The sequence below is a fragment of the Clostridioides sp. LIBA-6622 genome (assembly GCF_056716095.1).
The window spans coordinates 1,026,304-1,046,508 of the sequence record NZ_CP196998.1 but is presented as its reverse complement, the minus strand read 5'-3'; the positions used below and the strand labels follow the sequence as shown (position 1 = coordinate 1,046,508).

17 protein-coding genes and 1 pseudogene are annotated in these 20,205 nt (G+C 27.8%); 6 read left to right on the top strand and 12 right to left on the bottom strand.

Going from position 1 to position 20,205, the window contains the following annotated elements:
- Positions 1 to 10 precede the first annotated feature (10 nt).
- The 3 genes from ACTG47_RS05075 to ACTG47_RS05065 form a co-directional block, all read right to left on the bottom strand.
- The gene (locus ACTG47_RS05075) at positions 11 to 685 is read right to left on the bottom strand and encodes a DUF4956 domain-containing protein (RefSeq protein ID WP_254176387.1); all 675 of its coding nucleotides are present in this window, start codon (positions 683 to 685) and stop codon (positions 11 to 13) included.
- A gap of 77 nt (positions 686 to 762) precedes the next feature.
- Positions 763 to 1,452 (bottom strand): polyphosphate polymerase domain-containing protein, encoded by a 690-nt coding sequence (locus ACTG47_RS05070; protein ID WP_479926355.1) that lies wholly within the window; start codon positions 1,450 to 1,452, stop codon positions 763 to 765.
- 400 nt (positions 1,453 to 1,852) lie between these two features.
- On the bottom strand, positions 1,853 to 2,440 hold the full coding sequence (locus tag ACTG47_RS05065; protein ID WP_479926354.1) for a LysE family transporter: 588 nt from the start codon (positions 2,438 to 2,440) through the stop codon (positions 1,853 to 1,855).
- Between the two features lie 106 nt (positions 2,441 to 2,546).
- Here ACTG47_RS05065 and ACTG47_RS05060 point away from each other — a divergent pair, with 106 nt between their 5' ends.
- The gene (locus tag ACTG47_RS05060) at positions 2,547 to 3,437 is read left to right on the top strand and encodes a LysR family transcriptional regulator (RefSeq protein ID WP_479926353.1); all 891 of its coding nucleotides are present in this window, start codon (positions 2,547 to 2,549) and stop codon (positions 3,435 to 3,437) included.
- A 49-nt stretch (positions 3,438 to 3,486) separates the two neighbouring features.
- Here ACTG47_RS05060 and ACTG47_RS05055 read toward each other — a convergent pair whose 3' ends face one another.
- Together ACTG47_RS05055 and ACTG47_RS05050 are read right to left on the bottom strand one after the other, a co-directional pair.
- Positions 3,487 to 5,349 (bottom strand): ABC transporter ATP-binding protein, encoded by a 1,863-nt coding sequence (locus ACTG47_RS05055; protein ID WP_479926352.1) that lies wholly within the window; start codon positions 5,347 to 5,349, stop codon positions 3,487 to 3,489.
- A gap of 35 nt (positions 5,350 to 5,384) precedes the next feature.
- Entirely contained in the window at positions 5,385 to 7,112 is a 1,728-nt protein-coding gene (locus tag ACTG47_RS05050) for an ABC transporter ATP-binding protein (RefSeq protein WP_479926351.1), read from the bottom strand.
- A gap of 72 nt (positions 7,113 to 7,184) precedes the next feature.
- Between ACTG47_RS05050 and ACTG47_RS05045 the strand changes: the two genes are divergently transcribed.
- Positions 7,185 to 8,015, top strand: a complete 831-nt coding sequence (locus ACTG47_RS05045; RefSeq protein ID WP_169469415.1) for a MerR family transcriptional regulator — start codon at positions 7,185 to 7,187, stop codon at positions 8,013 to 8,015.
- A gap of 165 nt (positions 8,016 to 8,180) precedes the next feature.
- On the opposite strand, the gene ACTG47_RS05040 is transcribed toward ACTG47_RS05045, so the two are convergent.
- Both ACTG47_RS05040 and ACTG47_RS05035 read right to left on the bottom strand, forming a co-directional pair.
- Positions 8,181 to 8,804: a hypothetical protein gene (locus ACTG47_RS05040; protein ID WP_479926350.1), complete on the bottom strand. Its 624-nt coding sequence runs from the start codon at positions 8,802 to 8,804 to the stop codon at positions 8,181 to 8,183.
- A 54-nt stretch (positions 8,805 to 8,858) separates the two neighbouring features.
- Positions 8,859 to 9,938, bottom strand: a complete 1,080-nt coding sequence (locus ACTG47_RS05035) for an amidohydrolase family protein (protein WP_479926349.1) — start codon at positions 9,936 to 9,938, stop codon at positions 8,859 to 8,861.
- 201 nt (positions 9,939 to 10,139) lie between these two features.
- Between ACTG47_RS05035 and ACTG47_RS05030 the strand changes: the two genes are divergently transcribed.
- The 4 genes from ACTG47_RS05030 to ACTG47_RS05015 all read left to right on the top strand — a co-directional run bounded on the left by ACTG47_RS05030 (position 10,140) and on the right by ACTG47_RS05015 (position 13,748).
- Complete coding sequence (locus ACTG47_RS05030; protein WP_479926348.1) at positions 10,140 to 11,705, top strand: PucR family transcriptional regulator; 1,566 nt, start codon at positions 10,140 to 10,142, stop codon at positions 11,703 to 11,705.
- 97 nt (positions 11,706 to 11,802) lie between these two features.
- Positions 11,803 to 12,210 carry a helix-turn-helix domain-containing protein gene (locus tag ACTG47_RS05025; RefSeq protein WP_169469423.1) on the top strand — a complete coding sequence of 136 codons (408 nt, stop codon included), beginning with the start codon at positions 11,803 to 11,805 and terminating at the stop codon, positions 12,208 to 12,210.
- A gap of 14 nt (positions 12,211 to 12,224) precedes the next feature.
- Positions 12,225 to 12,557 (top strand): hypothetical protein, encoded by a 333-nt coding sequence (locus tag ACTG47_RS05020; protein WP_479926347.1) that lies wholly within the window; start codon positions 12,225 to 12,227, stop codon positions 12,555 to 12,557.
- Positions 12,558 to 12,665: 108 nt separating this feature from the next.
- Positions 12,666 to 13,748 (top strand): immunity protein Imm33 domain-containing protein, encoded by a 1,083-nt coding sequence (locus ACTG47_RS05015; protein ID WP_479926346.1) that lies wholly within the window; start codon positions 12,666 to 12,668, stop codon positions 13,746 to 13,748.
- A 188-nt stretch (positions 13,749 to 13,936) separates the two neighbouring features.
- Here ACTG47_RS05015 and ACTG47_RS05010 read toward each other — a convergent pair whose 3' ends face one another.
- The 5 genes and pseudogenes from ACTG47_RS05010 to ACTG47_RS04990 form a co-directional block, all read right to left on the bottom strand.
- Entirely contained in the window at positions 13,937 to 15,550 is a 1,614-nt protein-coding gene (locus tag ACTG47_RS05010) for a sensor domain-containing diguanylate cyclase (RefSeq protein WP_479926345.1), read from the bottom strand.
- A 217-nt stretch (positions 15,551 to 15,767) separates the two neighbouring features.
- Positions 15,768 to 16,091 (bottom strand): sensor histidine kinase, encoded by a 324-nt coding sequence (locus ACTG47_RS05005; protein ID WP_479926344.1) that lies wholly within the window; start codon positions 16,089 to 16,091, stop codon positions 15,768 to 15,770.
- 251 nt (positions 16,092 to 16,342) lie between these two features.
- A pseudogene (gene tnpB / locus ACTG47_RS05000) lies at positions 16,343 to 17,452 on the bottom strand (IS200/IS605 family element RNA-guided endonuclease TnpB).
- Between the two features lie 600 nt (positions 17,453 to 18,052).
- Entirely contained in the window at positions 18,053 to 19,093 is a 1,041-nt protein-coding gene (locus ACTG47_RS04995) for a sensor histidine kinase (protein ID WP_479926343.1), read from the bottom strand.
- Positions 19,083 to 19,799, bottom strand: a complete 717-nt coding sequence (locus ACTG47_RS04990; protein ID WP_479926342.1) for a response regulator transcription factor — start codon at positions 19,797 to 19,799, stop codon at positions 19,083 to 19,085. The genes ACTG47_RS04995 and ACTG47_RS04990 overlap by 11 nt, the downstream gene beginning before the upstream one ends.
- Between the last annotated feature and the right edge of the window lie 406 nt (positions 19,800 to 20,205).

Genomic DNA, 20,205 nt, shown 5'->3' with positions numbered 1-20,205 from the left:
TTACTCCTCTCTACGCTACATAGTCACCATTATAACTTACAAGAACTGCATTAGTGACTCCATCTACTTGGCTTAAGTCATTTATAAGACTTGTTTCTCCGTCCTTCATTCTTACTTCAAATACCAATTCTATACCTTTTTCTGGTGTAACACTTTTTGATTTTATTTGATATTTAGAAAATACTTGCTTAATTTTGTCAGTTGCGATGTCTTCTGAATTTTCATTATTACAATTTACCATCAATATATATGGTGTTTCGGATATTGTTTTGTTTGAAAAGAATATTAGAATCAATCCCATGATTATTGAACCCATAACAGCCAACGGAATCAAACCTGCCCCCAAAACTATCCCTGAACCTAATGACCAAAATAGAAATACCAAATCCATTGGGTCTTTAATTGCTGTTCTAAATCTTACTATAGATAAAGCACCAACCATACCTAGAGATAAAACTACATTTGATGTAACTGCTAATATTACGAAAGTTGTAAGCATTGTAAGTGCTACAAGTGACACATTAAATGGACGAGAATACATAATTCCCATATAGGTTTTTTTGTAAATCATATATATAAACAAACCTACTAAAAATGCTGAACCTAGAGCTAAAGCACTATCTATAAATGAAAAACCTGATACATTTTCTATAAAACTTGATTTAAAAATATCGTTAAATGTCATAACTAAAATCATCCTTCCTATTTTTTAATTTTTTTATTTTATTTGGATACTCTTTATATAAGATTTAAATTTCAATCCTATATATACAATCTACTTGATGCATACTTTGAAACTGCTGTAGAAGTAGTTTTATTAATCTGAACTAAATCTTTTATAAAATCTGGTATAAACTCATCATATTTAACTTCTAATACAGTCATATTTTCATCAATAACTGACACTGTTGGCAAGTCTTTATTGAATAAATCAGTTGAATTTACAGAAGTTTTAATATCGCTATCAATTGTAACTCTTACATTTCCAAGTGGATATACAAAAGCTTCTCTATCATAATCAACTATACTTTTTGCCTCCAATCTTTCACATTTTATTTTTAAATAAAATTCTCTTAATAAACAGTTTGTCGATTCTTTTAAAAACTCAATGTCATTTTTTAATATCTTATCTACTTCCTTTTTAGTTAAACTAGCTGTTAGTTTTGATGTCATATTATAATGTTTTATTTTCTTCTCCAATTTTATATAAGAAGGGTCATTGTTATAAAATCTTATTCTAAACTTTTCTCTCATTGCAACTCCATTTAACTTATCTAAAAGTGCTTTATCTTCAGGAGTGTCAAAATATAAACTTCTGATAAGATACTTCCCATCTTTTGATGCGTTTCTATCTTTCTTCATTATTGGATAAAGTCTTGATTTTAAAGCTAGGACATCAGCTTCAGTTATTTTATGTTTCATCTCAAATCTATAGTTTAACTTCTTATCCATTATTACCACCTCTCAATTCATTTAACTATGTTTGATTTATTTTATATTTAGAGTATACTTCACTCCACTTTGTTAAATCTCCGTAAAATAAGTGCATCTTTATGGCATATATGTGGCAAACAATATTAAATCGATGAGATAGATGTGAATTTATTTATCTAAGTTTTAATAATAAATTACATTTTTATATGGAAATTAAATTTTACATGTTATTAGATTTTGTACAATTAACAAATAGTAGTTTTAGATAACAAAAAAAGAAGATGTTACTTATATATAAATTAAATATTTCAAATAAAAAATTAAGTTTCTTATTTAAAATAACATAATCTATAGTTCCATCTTCTAAATCTATAAAACTAAATAATTAAATTTATATGTTTATACTATGTATACTTATTTATGTTAAAATTAGTTTTACTGCACTCCAAACAAGTACTAGTGCCATAATAATATTGATTACTTTGTAATGCTTATTTATATATTTTTGCAAAATACCTCCTGCTAAAGCCCATGTCAAAGTACCAGATATGCCCACAATACTATTACAAACTGCTGCTGACAATAAATATCCAGCTGACTGTGACACAGGTATCACATATCCTGTATATACAGTAATAGCAAATATTATAATTTTTACATTAACAAACTGTAAAATAAATCCAGTCCAAAATGATTCTTTCTTAACATCGCTATTATTGTTTGGTTTGCTCTTAGCCACTTGTATCGCTAACCAGAGAATATAAAGTGCTCCTATGTACTTCATAATACCAGTAATCATTGGTATAAACTTTGATAATTCAAGACATCCAAAAGCACATATAAACATAATACATATAAATCCCATAGCAATTCCTATAACCACTGATTTTCCTTTTTTCCATCCACTATTACTAATCGTATTTAATGCAAGAATATTATTAGGTCCTGGTGTAAAACCTGTAACAAATGCATATGGTAAAAAAGATAATAAAACTTCACTCAACACTTGCAATCACTCTCCTTTTATATTATAATACTATAAATCAAACAATAAAAAAAATCGAAATATTTGAATTTATACTTCAATTATATTGAATGAAATGAGGATAAATATGTATCTTAAATATCTACAAACTTTTAAAACTATAATAGAAGAAGGTAGTTTTTCTAAAGCAGCAAATAAGCTCAATTACACACAATCAACAATAACATTCCAAGTACAGCAGTTAGAACAAGAATTATCTACACACTTATTTGAAAAAATAGGAAGAAAAATGGTTCTAACTAAAGCTGGCAAAAACTTAATACCTTATGTAGATGATGTTCTATGTTCTGTTGATAAAATGAAGAATATTGGTACTGATTTGTCTGAGCTACGTGGTGATTTACATATTGCGCTAGGAGAAACGCTTATTTGTTATAAGATACCTCCTATTTTAAAACGTTTTCATGAAATGGCACCAAATGCACGACTATTTCTTCGCTCAATGAATTGTTATGATATTAGAAACTCTTTGCTTGCAGGAAGTATTGATTTAGGAATATTTTATAAAGATATTGGTGGCTTAGGAAATTCTATTTCTACCTATACAGTTGGAGAATCACCTTTAACACTAGTTGCTTCACCAAAAGTAAAAAAACAATTCCCTGATTTTATTACTCCAAACCAAGAATTAGATATACCTTTCATAATAGATGAGCCAGCATGTATTTTTAGACAAATGTTTGAATCATACTTAAATGAAAAAAACATTACTTTAGACCATACGATTGAGCTATGGAGTATACCTACTATTAAAAATTTAGTAAAAAATGATATGGGAGTTTCATACCTTCCTACATTTGCAGTGAAAGATGATTTGAAAACAGGAGAACTATGTGCAATAGATACAGAATTAGATGATAGGAGCATTGTCGCAGTATGTGCTCATCATAAAAATAAGTGGATTAGTCCCCTTATGCAATTATTTATTGACTTAGTTGTTTCAAATGAAAATAGATAGACTTATTTTAAATAAGCCTATCTATTTCTTAGTATCTTAATTATTTTAATTACACAACTTCTTCGTCATATTCACTTGAAAATTGACTATTGTAAAGTTCTTCATAAAATCCTTTATTTTCAATAAGCTCTTTATGATTTCCTTGTTCTATAATAGTCCCTTCTTTCATTACTAATATTAAATCAGCATCACGAATAGTTGACAATCTATGTGCAATAACAAAGCTAGTTCTTCCCTTCATCAAGTTATTCATTGCTTTTTGAATCTCAACCTCTGTTCTAGTGTCTACACTAGAAGTTGCCTCATCAAGAATTAACACTGATGGGTCTGAAAGTATTGCCCTGGCAATCGTTAAAAGTTGTTTTTGACCTTGAGATAGATTAGAAGCATCTTCAGTCAATATAGTATCATATCCCTGAGGTAAAGTTCTTATAAAGTGGTCTACTCTTGCTGATTTTGCTGCATTTACAATCTCATCCATGGTAGCATCTGACTTACTATAAGCAATATTTTCTTTTATACTACCATTAAATAGCCATGTATCCTGTAGAACCATTCCAAACATAGTTCTAAGTTCTCCACGTTTTAAGTCCTTTATATTAATGCCATCAATAGTAATTCTTCCATCTTGTATCTCATAAAACCTCATAAGTAAGTTTACAAGAGTTGTCTTCCCAGCTCCTGTAGGTCCAACAATTGCAATCTTATCTCCTGCATTCAATTTAATATTAATGTCTTTCATAAGAATAGAATCATCACTATATCCAAATTTAACATGCTCAAATTCTACTTTACCTTTAGGCATGTTGATAACCTTTGAATCCTCTTTGTCCTTCATTTCTTCCACTTCATCCATAACTGTAAAAACTCTCTCTGCAGATGCAATCGCTGCTTGAAGCATATTTACAATATAAGATATCTCTGTAGTAGGCTCTGATGCTTGATTTACATATTGTATAAATGCTTGTATACTACCAAGAGTCATTGCTCCAGTTGATGCAAATACACCACCTACAACGGCTATAATAACATACCCAATTTGATTTATAAATCTAATAATTGGAGATATCGCATATGATGAAAATTGAGCTTTTCTACTAGCATTATAAAGATTTTGATTTAATTCTTTGAAATTTTTTATAGTATCTTTTTCTTTACTAAATGCCTTGACTACTATTTGACCAGTAAACATCTCTTCTATATTGCTATTTAATTCTCCTAATGCTTTTTGATTTTCTGAAAATCTATTTTGTGATTTTCTTGCAATGATAACAGTAATACCTAAGGAAACAATTAATGTTACAGCTGATACTACTGTAAGTGGTATACTTATACTTATCATCATCACAATAGAACCAATTACTGTGACCACTGCTGTAATAAGTTGCATTAACCCTTCTTGTAAACTATCTGCTACCTTCTCTAAATCGTTTGTAACTATACTAAGTGTTTCCCCTTTTTTATGAGAATCATAGTATTTAAGAGGAAGTTTATTTAATTTATCACTTAAATCTTTTCTCATGTTAAGAACTAAACTTTGTGCAACACTTGACATAATATATTGTTGTATATATATAAATACTGCACTAATTAAATACAACCCTAGAAGTATTGATATTATGCTTCCCATAGTACTAAAATTCACACTGAACTTTGTACCTGTTTGGACTGCAGTTTTAATTCCATTAAATAATTGGTCAATAGCTTTTCCCATAACCATTGGTGCTAAAACTGTAAGAGCTGAACTTATTAGTACTGAAATAAAAATAATTAATAATTTAAACTTTTGTTTTTTCATATATTTCAATAATCTTTTAGTTGTCTTTTTTGCATCTTTAGCTTTTTCTACTGACATACCATCTTCAAAACTAAGTACATCTACATCTTGTTTCTCTGTTATTTTTTCACTCATATTACACCTCCAAATACACAGATTGATTCTTCACTCTATGCAAGTTCTTCTTTACTAAGCTGTGAATCTGCGATTTGCTTATAAACTTCACAATTTTCAAGTAAATCTTTATGTTTTCCTATCCCTACAATTTCTCCATCATTTAAAACTATAATTTGATTAGCATCCATAATTGTACTTATACGTTGTGCTATAATTATAGCTGATGAATCTTTAATTTCATTCTTCAATGCTCTTCTAAGCCTTTTATCTGTCTTGAAATCTAATGCAGAAAAACTATCATCAAAAACATATACTTCTGGTTTTCTAATTAATGCCCTTGCAATAGATATTCTCTGTTTCTGACCACCAGATAAGTTATTTCCACCTTGTGCTACGAATGAATCATACTTATCTTCCATATCAGAAATGAACTCATCAGCTTGTGCTATATTTGCAGCATACTTTACTTCTTCAATACTTGCATCTTCTTTTCCATATTTTATATTTTCCTCTATTGTTCCACTAAACAAAAAAGCTTTTTGTGGCACAAATCCAATCTTATCTCTAAGCTCTTTTTGAGGCATATTCTTAATATCTTGACCATTTATAGATATTTCTCCAGATTGAATTTCAAAAAAACGTGGTATTATATTTGCAATAGTAGATTTACCAGAGCCAGTACTTCCTATAATTGCAGTTACTTCTCCAGATTTTGCTTCAAATGTTATATTGTTCAAAACCGGTTCCTCCGAATCGGAATATGAAAATGTTACGTTTTTAAATACTAAATGCCCTCTCTCTGAAGTAATATCTTTATATCCATTTCCATCTACAATTTCAGGCTCTATATCTAAGATTTGATTTACCCTGTCTGCACAAGCTCCTGCTCTAGGTATGTACATAAATACCATTACTCCCATAATTAAATAAAATAATATTAAGATACAGTATTCAACCAGTGCCATTATATGACCTATCTCCATATTTCCATTACTTACTCTCATACCACCAAACCAAATTATACTCACTATACCTAAGTTCATTATTAACATTACAATAGGCATAAGTACTGCAAATATTTTATTTATTGAAATTGCTGTTTCAGAATAATCCATTGCAGTTCTATCAAATCTCTTTTTCTCAAAACGACTTCTATCAAAAGCTCTTATAACTCTTACCCCAGTTACTACCTCACGTAATACTCTATTCATATTATCCATCTTTATTTGCATCATCTTAAACAATCGGATAACTTTCTTACCAACCAAAAATGCAGATAACATGAATAGAAACATTACTGTAACAATAATAATTGTCATTACTTTATCTATAGAATATGCTAAAAATAGACCAGAAACAGTTATAATTGGTGCTGGTAATACCAATTGAATAAACATAAACAAGGATTGACCTATTAAAGTAATATCACTAGTACTCCTAGTAATCATTGAAGCTGTACCTATCTTATTAAAATCATTTATTGACAAATCTTGTGATTTTATAAATACTGCTTCTCTAATATCTCTACAAAATCCAGATGAGAGATTTGATGATACTTTGCAAACTAAAACAGCTGATAAAGCTGTTATACCTGCTGCTATCAACATAATTATACCTGTCTTTACAATATAATCTATATCCCCCTTTACTACACCATTATTTACTATACTTGCTGTAAGTGTTGGTATATATAAAGTTCCAAGAGTTTGTAAAAATGTAAACATCAGCACTGTAACAATTAAAACTCTATATGGTTTTAAAAAACGAATTAATTTTTTCATACAATCACACTCCTTTATAGAATATTATGATAAACTATACTGTAACAGGATAGTCAAGGAGGAATTTTAATCATGAGTCAAATTTCGAAAAATTATTTCACAACTGGAGAATTCGCAAAGATTTGTGGAGTCAATAAAAAGACACTTTTTTATTATGATGATATAGGCCTTTTCTCTCCAGAGTTAAAGAAGGAAAATGGATATAGATACTACTCATACCATCAACTTAGTATTTTTGGTATAATTTCTTCGCTTAAGGAAATCAAAATGCCTTTAAAAGAAATTAAAACTTATATAGATAAACGAACTCCTAATTTACTAATTGAACTTTTGGAAAAGAAAACTATTGATATTAACAATGAAATTGAAAAATTGAACAATATTAAAGCTTTAATGGATTCTACAATTTCATTTACTAGAAAAGCATGTAATATAGATGCAAATACAATTACTTTAGAAGAACATGAGGAAGAGTACTTAGTCAAAACGCCTATTACTTCTAAAGAACCCTTTCTTGGAGATGATGATGAAAACTTTTTATATGAATGTATTAACTTTATGGATAACTATGATTTAGGTGATGATGGTATGATTGGTTCAATCATTAAAGGAGAAGATATAATGAATAGAGATTTTGAATCATATTCATATTTATTTACAAAAGTTAATAAAGACTATAAGAAATATCCTACATCAATCAAACCAAAAGGGCTTTATGTAACGGCTTACCATAAAGGAGGTTATGAAACTATTGATAGAACTTATAAAAAACTTTTAGAATTTTTCAATCAAAATAATTTACATATTGGAGAATTTGTTTATGAAGAATATCTCCTATATGATATAAGTGTACGAGATTCTAATGAATATCTGACTCAAATCTCGGCAGAAGTTAAAGTATAAAAGGAAGATACTAAAAAATACAAAAATGAATATAAATATAAGTAATACGAATAGAAAATCAAACAAATTTTTTACGATAGTATTACTCAAAACATTATAGAAGTTTATTTTTAAAGATGTAAGTAATTTTATATAAAATCACCTACATCTTTATTTATATTTAAACTAGTTTCTAGAGTTATCCAACAACCACTTTTCTGCATCCTTATAAAGTTTATCAACCTTTTCTGGTCTATCTATTCCAGGAAGTTCTTGATTTATTTTATATCCATCCTTACTAAGCATATAAGAAAGACTTGCATAGGAAGGTCTATAATCTTTTATATCTTCCTTAGAAATTTTGACATCTCTATCCTGATAAACAGATAAAATTATATCTTTTTCATAGATAGCATCCATAGATATTATATACCATATATCGTCTATCTTTTGAGTCTTATACAAAAACTTGACATCTGACTGAAGTTCAACTAGATTTCCATCTATCTCATTTCTAATATGAATAGCTCCCATTGTAATTGATACTGCCTTATCATTATTTACCCAAACTAATGTATCACAAATTTTATGTGGTGCATAAGATTTCATCTTACTTGATTCTTCTACGAACCCCTCTCCACTACCTTGATACCAAGATATTGAAACAGTTGATTCCTTTGCAAAGCATTTTTTCATTTCATCCCATAATGCATTATCTCTACAAAATCTCTCAAATTCTATAAGTTCTTTTACACTATTTTTATCTACTATATCTTGTATAGAATTTTTTCCTGGTCTACTTAATAACATGCTCTCAATCTCCTTTAACATAAAAGTATTTTATTTTTAACAATACTCAATTTATTATCTTACTTTATTGCCTTTTATCCATACACCTTTTATATTTCTAGTTGCCATTATATCTTTAATTGGGTCACCTTCAACCATTACTAAATCAGCTCTTTTTCCCTCTTTTATTAATCCTCGGTCATTAAGACCTAATAGTTTTGCTGGTAAACTTGTTGCACTCTCAAGTACTTCAATTGTATTGAGACCTGCCTTAACTAATAATTCAAATTCACGATGAAGAGATTCTCCATGTTTAACTATACTAACAGAGTTCTCATCATTATTTGCATCAGTTCCAGCTAATATCATCACTCCAGCTTTTTTCAATGTAGCTGTATTTTCTACTGCTGTTTCTAACCTAACATCTTCTCTTCCTGTGGCTTTATTTATATTTGATACTATACTTTCCATCATAACCATAGTTGGAATTGATATAAGATTTTTATCTTTTATTCTTTTTGCTACATCATCAGATAATTTACCTATAAAAGGAATATGATTTATTACATCAACACCTGCTTTTTCTGCATATTCATAAGCTATAGTTGTAGGTGCATGAGCAAATACTTTTTTCCCATTTTCATGAGATATTTCAACTACTCTTTTTATAGTCTCGAAATCAAAAGCTATTTTAGATGTTTTAGGGTCTTCTATTATAATTTTTACAAAGTCTGCTCCTTGTTTAATTTGTTTCTTAGCAAAATTTTCAGCATCTTCAATAGTATGTATTTTACTATCCTTAAATCCCATTCCCATAAGATGAGGGTGCGATGCTGGTGCAACAGGTTCATATACACTACGAATATCAGTTAATCCATCTAAGTTTCTTAAAGATTCTACTATATCTTTACTATTAGTTGCCATATCAAGCATAGTAGTTATCCCCCAATTAGTTGCATCCTCCAAGTTTTTTATACTATCCAAATGTATATGGGAATCAATAAATCCTGGAAGTAAAGTACATCCTTCTCCATCTATAGTAATATCAGCAATTGTTTTTGATGATATTACACCACCTTCTATTACAACACACCTTTGTTCTGAAAGTTTCTCTCCATCAAATATTTTAACATTCGTAATTTTAGTTATTGCCATACTTCACACTCCCTTTATTTTTATTAACAGTCTAATTCTATTTAATTAAAAATTTCTTACTTTAATGCTTCATTAATTTATATAACTAATTATATATAAATTAATTTAACTAAACTATGTGTTAGAATCTAAACTTTGATGTAAAATATACTATATCAATTGTGCTATAGTACAATCAAATATAATTAGAGGAGGTTTAGCATGAAACTAGCAAGTTTAATGAAAGATATATCTCAATATACATCAGTATTGAAGCCATTTTCAGATGAATATATAGACATTACTAGCTTAAATATTTATAAAAATAATCAAACTGAATTTATCACTGGATGTTTATATTTAGGAAACATCTCAGATATTACTGTAAATTTAAACAATATAAACTTTTTAGGTATATTCATACAAAATGAAATTAATATTGATTTAGAAAGATATAATTTAAACTCAAATATCTGTATTATAAAATCAAAAAAAGAAAAGTATGACCTTTTTAGTGAATTGTTAAATATTATGAATCAAGAAGTACGTCTTAGTTTATCTGCTCAAAAGTTTTTTGATGTAGTATCTGAAAATAAAGGCATACAGTATTTAATCGATATAGCACATGAAGAATTTGGCTATCCTATGATAATTCGTGACTCTAGCTTCAAAGTTTTAGCTTATTCTTATGATGCTAGTGATATATTACAACTTACAGAAGATTCTAATGGAGATAAATATTTAGATGAAGAAACTATAAATTACATAAAATATCAAAATATACATAAAAAAACACATTATAATAAATCTACTAAAGATGAAAATAAACCAAACAACTGGCTTGGTACATTAGTATCATCTGTGTGTGTAGAAGAAATTGAAGTAGCTCATATAGCTATCTGTGAATGGAAAATACCATTTAATGAATTTCACTTCAAATTATTAGAATCATTTAATACCGCTTTATCTCTAGAACTACAAAAAAGTAATCTGTTTAATATAAATAAAAAACTTATTCCTAATTACATACTTTCTGATTTATTAGAAAAAAAATATTTAGATGATGATACTATAAGCAGAAGGTTTCATTATTTAAATTGGACTAAGTCAAATTCGTTAAACATAATGGTAATAGTAAACAAAGATAATAATTACTTTGACAGTAAAGTTCCTTTTATTATGCAGTCTTTAAGTGCATTTATACCATCTACTAATTGTGTAGTATATAAATCTGCTTTAGTTGCTTTTATTAATGATTCGTTAATTAATAATTTAATTGAGCATGAGAATAAAGAATTTATTAATTACTTAAAACTAAATTCACTTTACGCTGGAATAAGTTCTAAATTCTCAAAGTTATCTGATAGTCGGAAATACTATATTCAAGCTAAAAGAGCTAGTGAAATTGCTCAAAAATATGATATAAATTTTTCTCCATTTGGGAAAAGCATACCATATATACTTTACGAGCTACTTAGTATCAATTATGATTTGTATGACCTCAATCATCCTGCTGTAACCAAATTAATTGAAGAAGATAAAAAAAATGGTTCTAATTTTTTAGAAACCCTAAAGCAATATATTTATTTTAATAATTCACCAAACAAGGCAGCTGAAGTTTTAAATATCCATAGAAATACTCTATTCTATAGAATTAATAAGATAAAGGAAATTACAGGTATTACACTAGATTATGCTGATGAAATACTTCAGATTTATATTTCTATAAAAATGATTGAAATTAACTCAAGAAATAAGACCTGTTTCAACATATATGAGGGCATGTAAAAACATTTTGACACACTGAAATCGCTATTGTAAAAGATATTTGATAGACCTTAACCTCTCAATATGACAAAATAATTATGAAAGGAGCGATAGCTACATGGAAATTGGAAAGAAACTAAAAAACGCTCGTATAAATTCTGGATTTACACAAGAAAAAGTTGCAGAAAAAATTAATGTATCACGACAAACAATTTCAAATTGGGAAAATGAGAAATCTTATCCAGATATTATAAGTGTCATAAAACTAAGTGACTTATATTCCATTAGCTTGGATGACTTATTGAAAGGAGATAATAAAATGATTGAACATCTAAAAGAAAGTACAAATGTTGTTAATAGCAATAAGAAGTTAATAACTGCAATTATCATAAATATTATGTTGCTTATTTTATTTGTGATATTTAATAGATTTATACCAAACAACTACTACTTTATGGCTAGTATATTTTGTGTGGCGATAATTAGTTCATCAGCATTGTTCTACCAGATTATAAGAAAATTTTAGGAGGTGTTCTCATTATGGAAGTGAATAAAATGGTGTTTATATTGATATGTTTTGCTGTAGCCCTTGTGGGTTCAGTTGGTGTTGTATATCAAATTTATCATATGACCATGATTGATGCAAAAGCTCGTGGATTAAAGCATCCTAAATTATGGGGATTATTTGCTATGAATGGCAATAATTCTAGTGGTTTGATAATATATTTAATAGGTAGACGAAAATATCCCATTATAAATATGTCTGAATCAGATTGCAAAGAAATTGAATCCAGAAAAAAATCAGTTGGAGTTGGATTGATTTTTTTGGTTATAAGTGCTATAGGTTTGGTAATATGTATTACATTACTTTAAATTAAGAAAATTTCAGTAGATATTTAGACTGCCTAGATTAACTTCATTTATTATCCATAAATATTAAATGATACTATTTTATAACTATAAAAAGTAAGGAGAATTTACATGAAATTATCTAGTAAAAATGAAGAAAATGGCGAAAAATCAGAAATCAAACAGTATATAACTGGAGCAGGAAGTTGTATTGTCAGCAAATCAATTCTCAATGGAGCATCAAAGTTGAAGTGGCTTTTTAGAGAATACAGTGAATTTGGAAATGGATGGATTGCTTTTGGAGATACAGATACACAAGAATATGTCAATAATCCCCAAAACATGGCAATTGTAGATTTTAATACTCTTATTAATATTGAACCCATCGCTTTAAATATTTTTTATATGCCTATAGGAACAGAACTAGAGTTTTGCTCTGATAAAAGTGGAAAATATTTCATTGATACAAACACAAGTAAAGAAATTAGAGAACCAGTTAAGCATCCTGCACAAATAGCATTTGAAAAGAACCTAAGATTTCTAAATCAGGAAAATTATCCAATAGAATTCTTTCAAAGCTTGTTTCAAAAAAGTGATAAACTTGAACCCTTCATTGTGGGAGAAACAGATTTTCCAAGTGGAGAAGTTGTCCTTGCAGACCCGCTTGCATATTTAGGTAGTGAATATGAAACTTATTTAGAAAGAAAAATACCAGCTGGAAGTTATTCTGTAGAAATCTCTATTTGTCATTCTAAAATTGCTGGACTTAGAATTGTAGCAACTAGATTAATTATTAGTGACAAACAACCTATTAGATATGAAATTGCTATGCCAAAAGGAAAGAAAATCGACGACTTTGGACAAGTAGGTGCATGGACTTTCTTTGGTGTAGATACAGGATTAGCTTGTTTTTCAGATGCAAAGGTTGCAAAAAAATATGGGGATTTTATAATAAAATGGCAAAATGAAAATCCAGGTAAAAATAAATATAATGATTATTTTTCATCATTTTTTAAAAAAAGCTATGAAATGTATCCAAACATCCAAAGTAAAGATGGCAATTTCTTGATTTGGCAATTACCACAGACACCTTATAGATTGGTTATGTTAACAAGTGGTATGGGTGATGGTATTTATAGAGGATATTGGGGACTTGATACAGATGGAGAAGTCACAGAACTTATAATACCCTTTATGAATCCAACGTATTTTTAAACTGTAAAACTTATTGCCAATTTAGTTTTAATAAATAGAATTCTTTTAAAATACATAAGGTTTAATTAGACATGGAAATAAGGCTATGCTTTTTTATAGTCATAGCCTTTAATAAATACTTGCAAATTCACTACATGAGTCAACTTTTTCAATAATTCAACTATATACTCAAACTGTATCTTCTAAATTCACTGTATATATAGTTCTTCTTCAAATAAACAATAAGAATTCTTTCCTGATGCCTTTACACTATAAAGCGCTCTATCTGCATTTTTAAACAATTCTAAAAATGAATTTCCATTTTGGGGATATCTTGCAATACCTATACTAACGGAAGCTTCAAAACTAAAACTTAAGTCATTGTAATTATCATGAAGCACTCTATTTAATTCTTTAGCTTTTTTATGCAAGTTTACTTCTGAATGATAATCTTGCATATACACTACAAATTCATCCCCACCAATTCTTCCAACTATATCTTCATTACTAAAACTAGCTTGTATCTTCTCAGCAGAAGTTTTTAGCACAAAATCACCAAATGGATGCCCAAAATTATCATTTATTTCTTTAAAATCGTCTAAATCAATAATGAATAAAGCATCTTTTTTATTACATTTATTTGTGGCTATAACTTCTTCTACTCGTTTTTCAAATGTACCTTTATTGTATATATTTGTCAATGAGTCACTTTCTGCTCTAGTTTTCAACTCTTCATATTTTTTTATATCACTATCTACATCTACAATTACACCTACAACCTTTAAAAGTTCTTTTTCATCATTAAAAATTTTTGTCACTGATATCCTACACCAAATGTATTCACCATTAGACTTTTTTAAACGACATATTACTTGATTATGTTTGTTATTCTCTTTAATACTCTTGAGAAAATCTTCAAATACACTATAATCTTCATGATAAACTAATTCTTTGTCCATAATCTCTTTTAAAAGATTCTGACATTTACTGATATATCCAAATTTTTCAGTCCATGCTTGAGATACAAATGATTTATTTTCTTTAGCATTCCATTCAAAGACAACAGAATCAGTCTGCTCAACAATAATTTTATAACGTTCATTACTAAGCCTTAATTCTTCTTTATGAACTATTTCTTGCTCAAGTATTTCATAATTCATAGACAACTTAGTTTTATCTATAATAGATTTAAATAGATAAAATACAATAAAATTAATATATAAAATACCAACACTTGATATTAAGTTTAGAAACTTTAAACTTTCAGAGCTAAAAAACTTATTTATATCAAATATAGAAATAGCCAAAAATAAACTGAATAAAGGTATTGCAAGTAAAGTAATCCAATATTTTATCGCCATATCCGAATGTACATCTTTTTTAAATAAACAAACAGTCTTGCATATAAACAAAAAAACGATTTTAGATAAAATTGTAGCTAGTACTCTTATAGTATTGTTTTCAAACATTATTTCAAAGCCTTCTTTTATAAATAAAACAAAAATACTTGTGACCACAATTTCTGATAATATAAAGAATACATTTAATAAAACCGTAGCAAATAATCGTGTCTTTATGTTTCCTTCATATAAAAATGATGATGAAAAAATAAGGATGAAAATTAAAGGCATTGTGATTGCAGGATTTAAAGTTATTAAATTACAGACTCCTAAGCATATTATAAAACCTAATCTAGCATATCTTACAGCTCTTGTATATCCTTCTTTTTGACCTAAAAAATCTGATAAAAACATATGGACAACAAAAGCTTCAAAGATAACTGTTACTAAATTTGTAATATCAAAAAGCAGTTGTTCTTTCATACATATTTTTTATAAAATAAGAAGCTTACTTAAACTAAATATACTTCAGATTTTACTTTTCCTTTCTGCATATATATTTAAGCATCTACTTTAATTGTCAACCATTATAATATATGTCAGCTTAATATTGTTCTTTTTTCAACAGTATACAATAGATATATGTAAAAAACAACTTCAAATATTGACATATTTTCTTTAATATATATCAATATTATCTTTATAACTTAAATACTATAGTAAACTTAGCTCCTTTTTTACCATTTTCTGCATATATACGTCCTCCATGTTTATTTACAATGGATTTAACTATTGATAATCCAATTCCATGATTTCCCCCAACCCCCTTATAAAATCGTTCAAAAATATGAGGTAAATCGTCTTTATTAATACCAATCCCATCATCTTCAACTACAACAACTATATTTTTTTGATTATATTTACATACTATTTTAATTTCACTCTTAGCATATCTTAAAGCATTTTCTATAAGATTCATAAATGCTTTGGATACATTTTTTTCATCACATTCAAATAGAACCATTTCTTCATCAAACTCATAAATAAATTTTATACCTTTATTTGTTGCTCTTACATTTTGTCTGGAACCACAGTTTGAAAGTACTTCTCTTAAATCACATTCTACAAGGTCATAATCTTTAGTTATATTCTGAACCTCCCATGACTAAAGTCACAGGGTTCCTGCTTCATAGAATTTTGCATATAAAATATGTCTTACAAACTCTCCACAGGCTATCCCCGTAGTTCCTACGGTTCTTACATAAGTTATCTATTTTAGACTGTTATTAATCTTAGTCCTTCTTTTAGTATATTTATACTTGCATTTATATCTCTATCATGAGTTACATTACAACAAGGTCAAATCCATTCTCTTATACTTAAATTTTTCATTTCCTCGTTTTTATACCCACATTTATTGCATGTTTGTGAACTTGCAAAGAATTTACCTACCTTTACAATTTGTCTACCATACCAATTAGCCTTATATTCTAATTGGCGAACAAATTCTGACCATGATACATCAGAAATTAAGCGAGATAATTTACGATTTTTAGTCATATTCTTTACTTGTAAATCTTCTATGCAAATAATATCATTCTCTCATATTAACTTGGTAGATAGTTTTTGTAGAAAATCCTCTCGACAATTAGCTATATGTTCTTGAAGTCTTGCAACTTTTAATCTTGCTTTATTTCTATTTAAACTACCAATTGTTTTTCTTGATAATTCTCTTTGTAATTTAGCAAGTTTATTCGATGATTTTTGAAGATACTTAGGATTTTCTATAAATTGTCCACTACTTGAGATACAAAATTCTTTAATTCCTAAATCTAAACCTATCTGACTATTAGTATTTTCAAATGCTTTAATATCTATATCAGTACAACATAATGATACATAATATTTACCACTTGGTTCTTTGGATACTGTAGCATTAAGTATTCTCCCTTGAGGTACTTGTTTATCCCTTGCTTTAACCATACCAAGTTTAGGTAATTTTATATATTGACCACAGTACATAATATTTCCATTTGTAAAGTTAGTTCTATATGAAAATCTATTAGCTTTCTTTGATTTAAATTTAGGAAATCCTGCATTTTCTTTAAAGAATTTTTTATATGCGTTTTCTAAATCTTTTAAGGTGTTTTGTAGTGAAAATTTGTCAGGTTCTTTAAGCCACTCTAATTCTCTTTTTAAATTGGTCAAATCAGAACTGCACTGTTTATAAGTAAAAGTTTCTTTATTATTTTCATAAACTTCTACTTTTTTAGCAAGATATTTATTATATACAAATCTACAACATCCAAAAGTTTTGTTAATTAACTGTTGCTGTTTTTTATTTGGATACATTCTAAACTTATAAGCTTTTTTCACTACTATCACCTCACTTTACTTGTTTTTTCTGACTATTAATATATTTCATCACACATCCTAATATTAACATATGTAATTTTATTTAAAACAAGTATTTTGAAGGTTTTATATTTATTTCTAAATAACATATGTAAGAACCATAAGTCCTAACTTTTATCATTTTTGAGGTTGTCGTTCACATAAGTTCGCTACTACCTATGCAGTTCTCTTATGAACTTCTTACACTTTCATGCAAGCACAGACTATATCTTATCCTTCGGCATTATCCGTTAAGGTCTACCCACTTCCACTACCAATAGCTTGTAGTGTACTTCCCTCAAGAGGAATAGTCGTTGAAGTTTCTCCTATTCGGAGCTTACCTGCTGATTGCCCATTTTAAAGTACTTAGGGTTTAACCTTATACCATCTAACCAATTTTTTTTACTTTCGTAACTTTCACACTTAGGTTTATTTCATCCTTATGTTTTAGTTTGGTTAGCTTTAGGGGTTTCCAGCAATTCAAGTAGTATTGGATAGGTTATATCCTATCTCTACATATAAGTTTCCCTATATGCTGACTACTTTAGCTACTAACTCATGACTAAAGTCACGAGTATGCGTAGCTATTTTTTAATCAATTTTAGATATATATAGCAAATCTTCAACCATATCGCTCAATCTATCACTTTCTTCAAGTATTATATCACTTGCATGTTTGCTATCTATTACATTATACTTTATGGCCTCTGCATAACCTTTAATGGACATAAGTGGAGTTCTAAGTTCATGAGAAGCATTTTGAAAAAATATTTTTTGTTCATTATCATACTTATCAAGATATTCAGCACTCTTATTCATAATATTTGAAAGTTCTACTAATTCCTTATCTGAAAAGTCAAAGTAAGTTCTTTTAAAATCTCCTTGACCCATTTTTTTTGCAAAACCACATAACTCTTTTATTGGCTTAGCAATTTTTTCAGATAAAACTACGGCTGTAAATATTGCTAATATCCCAGCAAAACACATTACAAATATCAATACAACGTTTATTTTTTGAACTAGATTTAAAGTTTTTGATATATCTATAAAAAGAATCAAATACTTATCTTGTTCTCCATATATACTAGTGATTTTTACAGTCGAAATATAATAATCCTTACTTCCAGTAGAGATACGTGTGTTTTCATCTGAGTTTAAGTCTAGTTTTTCGTTTTGAATACACTTTTTAATCGATTCCATCTCATCAATATTCTTTAAAAAATCATCCTCTCTTGTTGGAAATATCAAGTTATACTTCGAATCAATCACCATAGCATCAGCATCTGATTGTGTTTCTGCCATTCTAACTTTATCTTGTACATTTCTCATAAAGTTAGACAATGCTTTTGGAGGTAGCTTTCCATCATCTTGAGGAGGCTTAATTGGTCTAAAATTACTATCCATATGTTCCACTATTTCTGTAGATTTTGTTAGCTCTTCATTTGCAGTAGTTTTTATGTATGTATCAAGCAATACATTAAAAGATACTAATATTATCATAAAAACTACAATTATCAAACACAATATACTCAATAAAATCCTAGTTTTTATACTTATATTTTTCCTTGAAAATTTTAATTTAAGTATAGATTTAATCTTATTTGTTCTCTTTTTATCATTTTTATTTTCCATCTGAATTTTTCTCCTTTAATCTAAACCCAAATCCCCAAACAGTCTCTATCAAAATATTTGTATCTAAAATTTTTTTACGTAGCCTCTTCACTGTATCATCAGCAGCTCTTGTTTCAACTTCTATATCATATCCCCATATTTTATTTAATAATTCATCTCTAGAAACTGCCCTATCTTTATTTTCAAACAAATAGGTCAATAAGTTATATTCATTTGGTGTCAAATCTATATTGTCACTTTTATTTGTAACAATTTTATTTTTTTTATTTATTGTTATATCACCAAATCTCAATTCCATATCTACAGAATCACCATACTTATCATAGTTTTGTTTCTTTTCAAATTCTATCCTTCTAAATATAGATTTTACTCTCATAACTAAAGACATTGGGCTAAATGGCTTTGTAAAATAATCATCACTACCTAAGGTTATCCCTGTAATATAATCTATATCTGTATCTCTTGCAGTAAGCATGATTATTGGAACTGTACTCTTCTCACGAAGTTTCGTACATACATCAAAACCGCTTAAACCAGGCATCATTATATCTAGTATTACTAAGTCACACTCTTTTTTATTAAATTGCTCTAAAAGTTCATCCCCTGTTTTAAAATCCATAACATCATGGCCTTCATTTTTTAAAAATGTCTTTACCAAATTTCTTATATTGTCTTCGTCATCTGCTATATAAATTAACTTATTCATATACTCACTCCTTAATAAACTCTTAATTTAAATTAAATAGTATAAATAATATTGATTAAACAATAAAATCCCAATATGCAAGATAAATAATATTTTTTACTATATTTAAATTATATCAGCTTTTTACGGTACATTAGTTTTAAAATTGTTTAGATTTTAAGGCAATTTTAAGGCAAAAACAAATTATTATAGAATTTATTAAACTCATTGAAAAATGTTATAAAATAATAACAAAATATCTAAATATATTTATTCATTTTCTACCAAAACTGATATTTTTTAGACTTTTTATTGAATATTCAAACGATTAATATTATAGTTATATTAAGCAATACAGTTTACTTCAAACATAAGAAACATTTACTCATATATCATACTTATTCAATTCTCAACTAATTTTATGTAT

Excerpts from the sequence above, each read along its gene's own strand:
- ACTG47_RS05035 (WP_479926349.1), bottom strand. The coding sequence starts at position 9,938 with ATGGCAATAACTAAAATTACGAATGTTAAAATATTTGATGGAGAGAAA.
- ACTG47_RS04990 (WP_479926342.1), bottom strand. The coding sequence starts at position 19,799 with ATGAATAAGTTAATTTATATAGCAGATGACGAAGACAATATAAGAAAT.
- ACTG47_RS05075 (WP_254176387.1), bottom strand. The coding sequence starts at position 685 with ATGACATTTAACGATATTTTTAAATCAAGTTTTATAGAAAATGTATCA.
- ACTG47_RS05070 (WP_479926355.1), bottom strand. The coding sequence starts at position 1,452 with ATGGATAAGAAGTTAAACTATAGATTTGAGATGAAACATAAAATAACT.
- ACTG47_RS05015 (WP_479926346.1), top strand. The coding sequence starts at position 12,666 with ATGAAATTATCTAGTAAAAATGAAGAAAATGGCGAAAAATCAGAAATC.
- ACTG47_RS05020 (WP_479926347.1), top strand. The coding sequence starts at position 12,225 with ATGGAAGTGAATAAAATGGTGTTTATATTGATATGTTTTGCTGTAGCC.
- ACTG47_RS05055 (WP_479926352.1), bottom strand. The coding sequence starts at position 5,349 with ATGAGTGAAAAAATAACAGAGAAACAAGATGTAGATGTACTTAGTTTT.
- ACTG47_RS05040 (WP_479926350.1), bottom strand. The coding sequence starts at position 8,804 with ATGTTATTAAGTAGACCAGGAAAAAATTCTATACAAGATATAGTAGAT.
- ACTG47_RS05050 (WP_479926351.1), bottom strand. The coding sequence starts at position 7,112 with ATGAAAAAATTAATTCGTTTTTTAAAACCATATAGAGTTTTAATTGTT.
- ACTG47_RS05030 (WP_479926348.1), top strand. The coding sequence starts at position 10,140 with ATGAAACTAGCAAGTTTAATGAAAGATATATCTCAATATACATCAGTA.
- ACTG47_RS05045 (WP_169469415.1), top strand. The coding sequence starts at position 7,185 with ATGAGTCAAATTTCGAAAAATTATTTCACAACTGGAGAATTCGCAAAG.
- ACTG47_RS05060 (WP_479926353.1), top strand. The coding sequence starts at position 2,547 with ATGTATCTTAAATATCTACAAACTTTTAAAACTATAATAGAAGAAGGT.
- ACTG47_RS05005 (WP_479926344.1), bottom strand. The coding sequence starts at position 16,091 with ATGGTTCTATTTGAATGTGATGAAAAAAATGTATCCAAAGCATTTATG.
- ACTG47_RS05025 (WP_169469423.1), top strand. The coding sequence starts at position 11,803 with ATGGAAATTGGAAAGAAACTAAAAAACGCTCGTATAAATTCTGGATTT.
- ACTG47_RS05010 (WP_479926345.1), bottom strand. The coding sequence starts at position 15,550 with ATGAAAGAACAACTGCTTTTTGATATTACAAATTTAGTAACAGTTATC.
- ACTG47_RS04995 (WP_479926343.1), bottom strand. The coding sequence starts at position 19,093 with ATGGAAAATAAAAATGATAAAAAGAGAACAAATAAGATTAAATCTATA.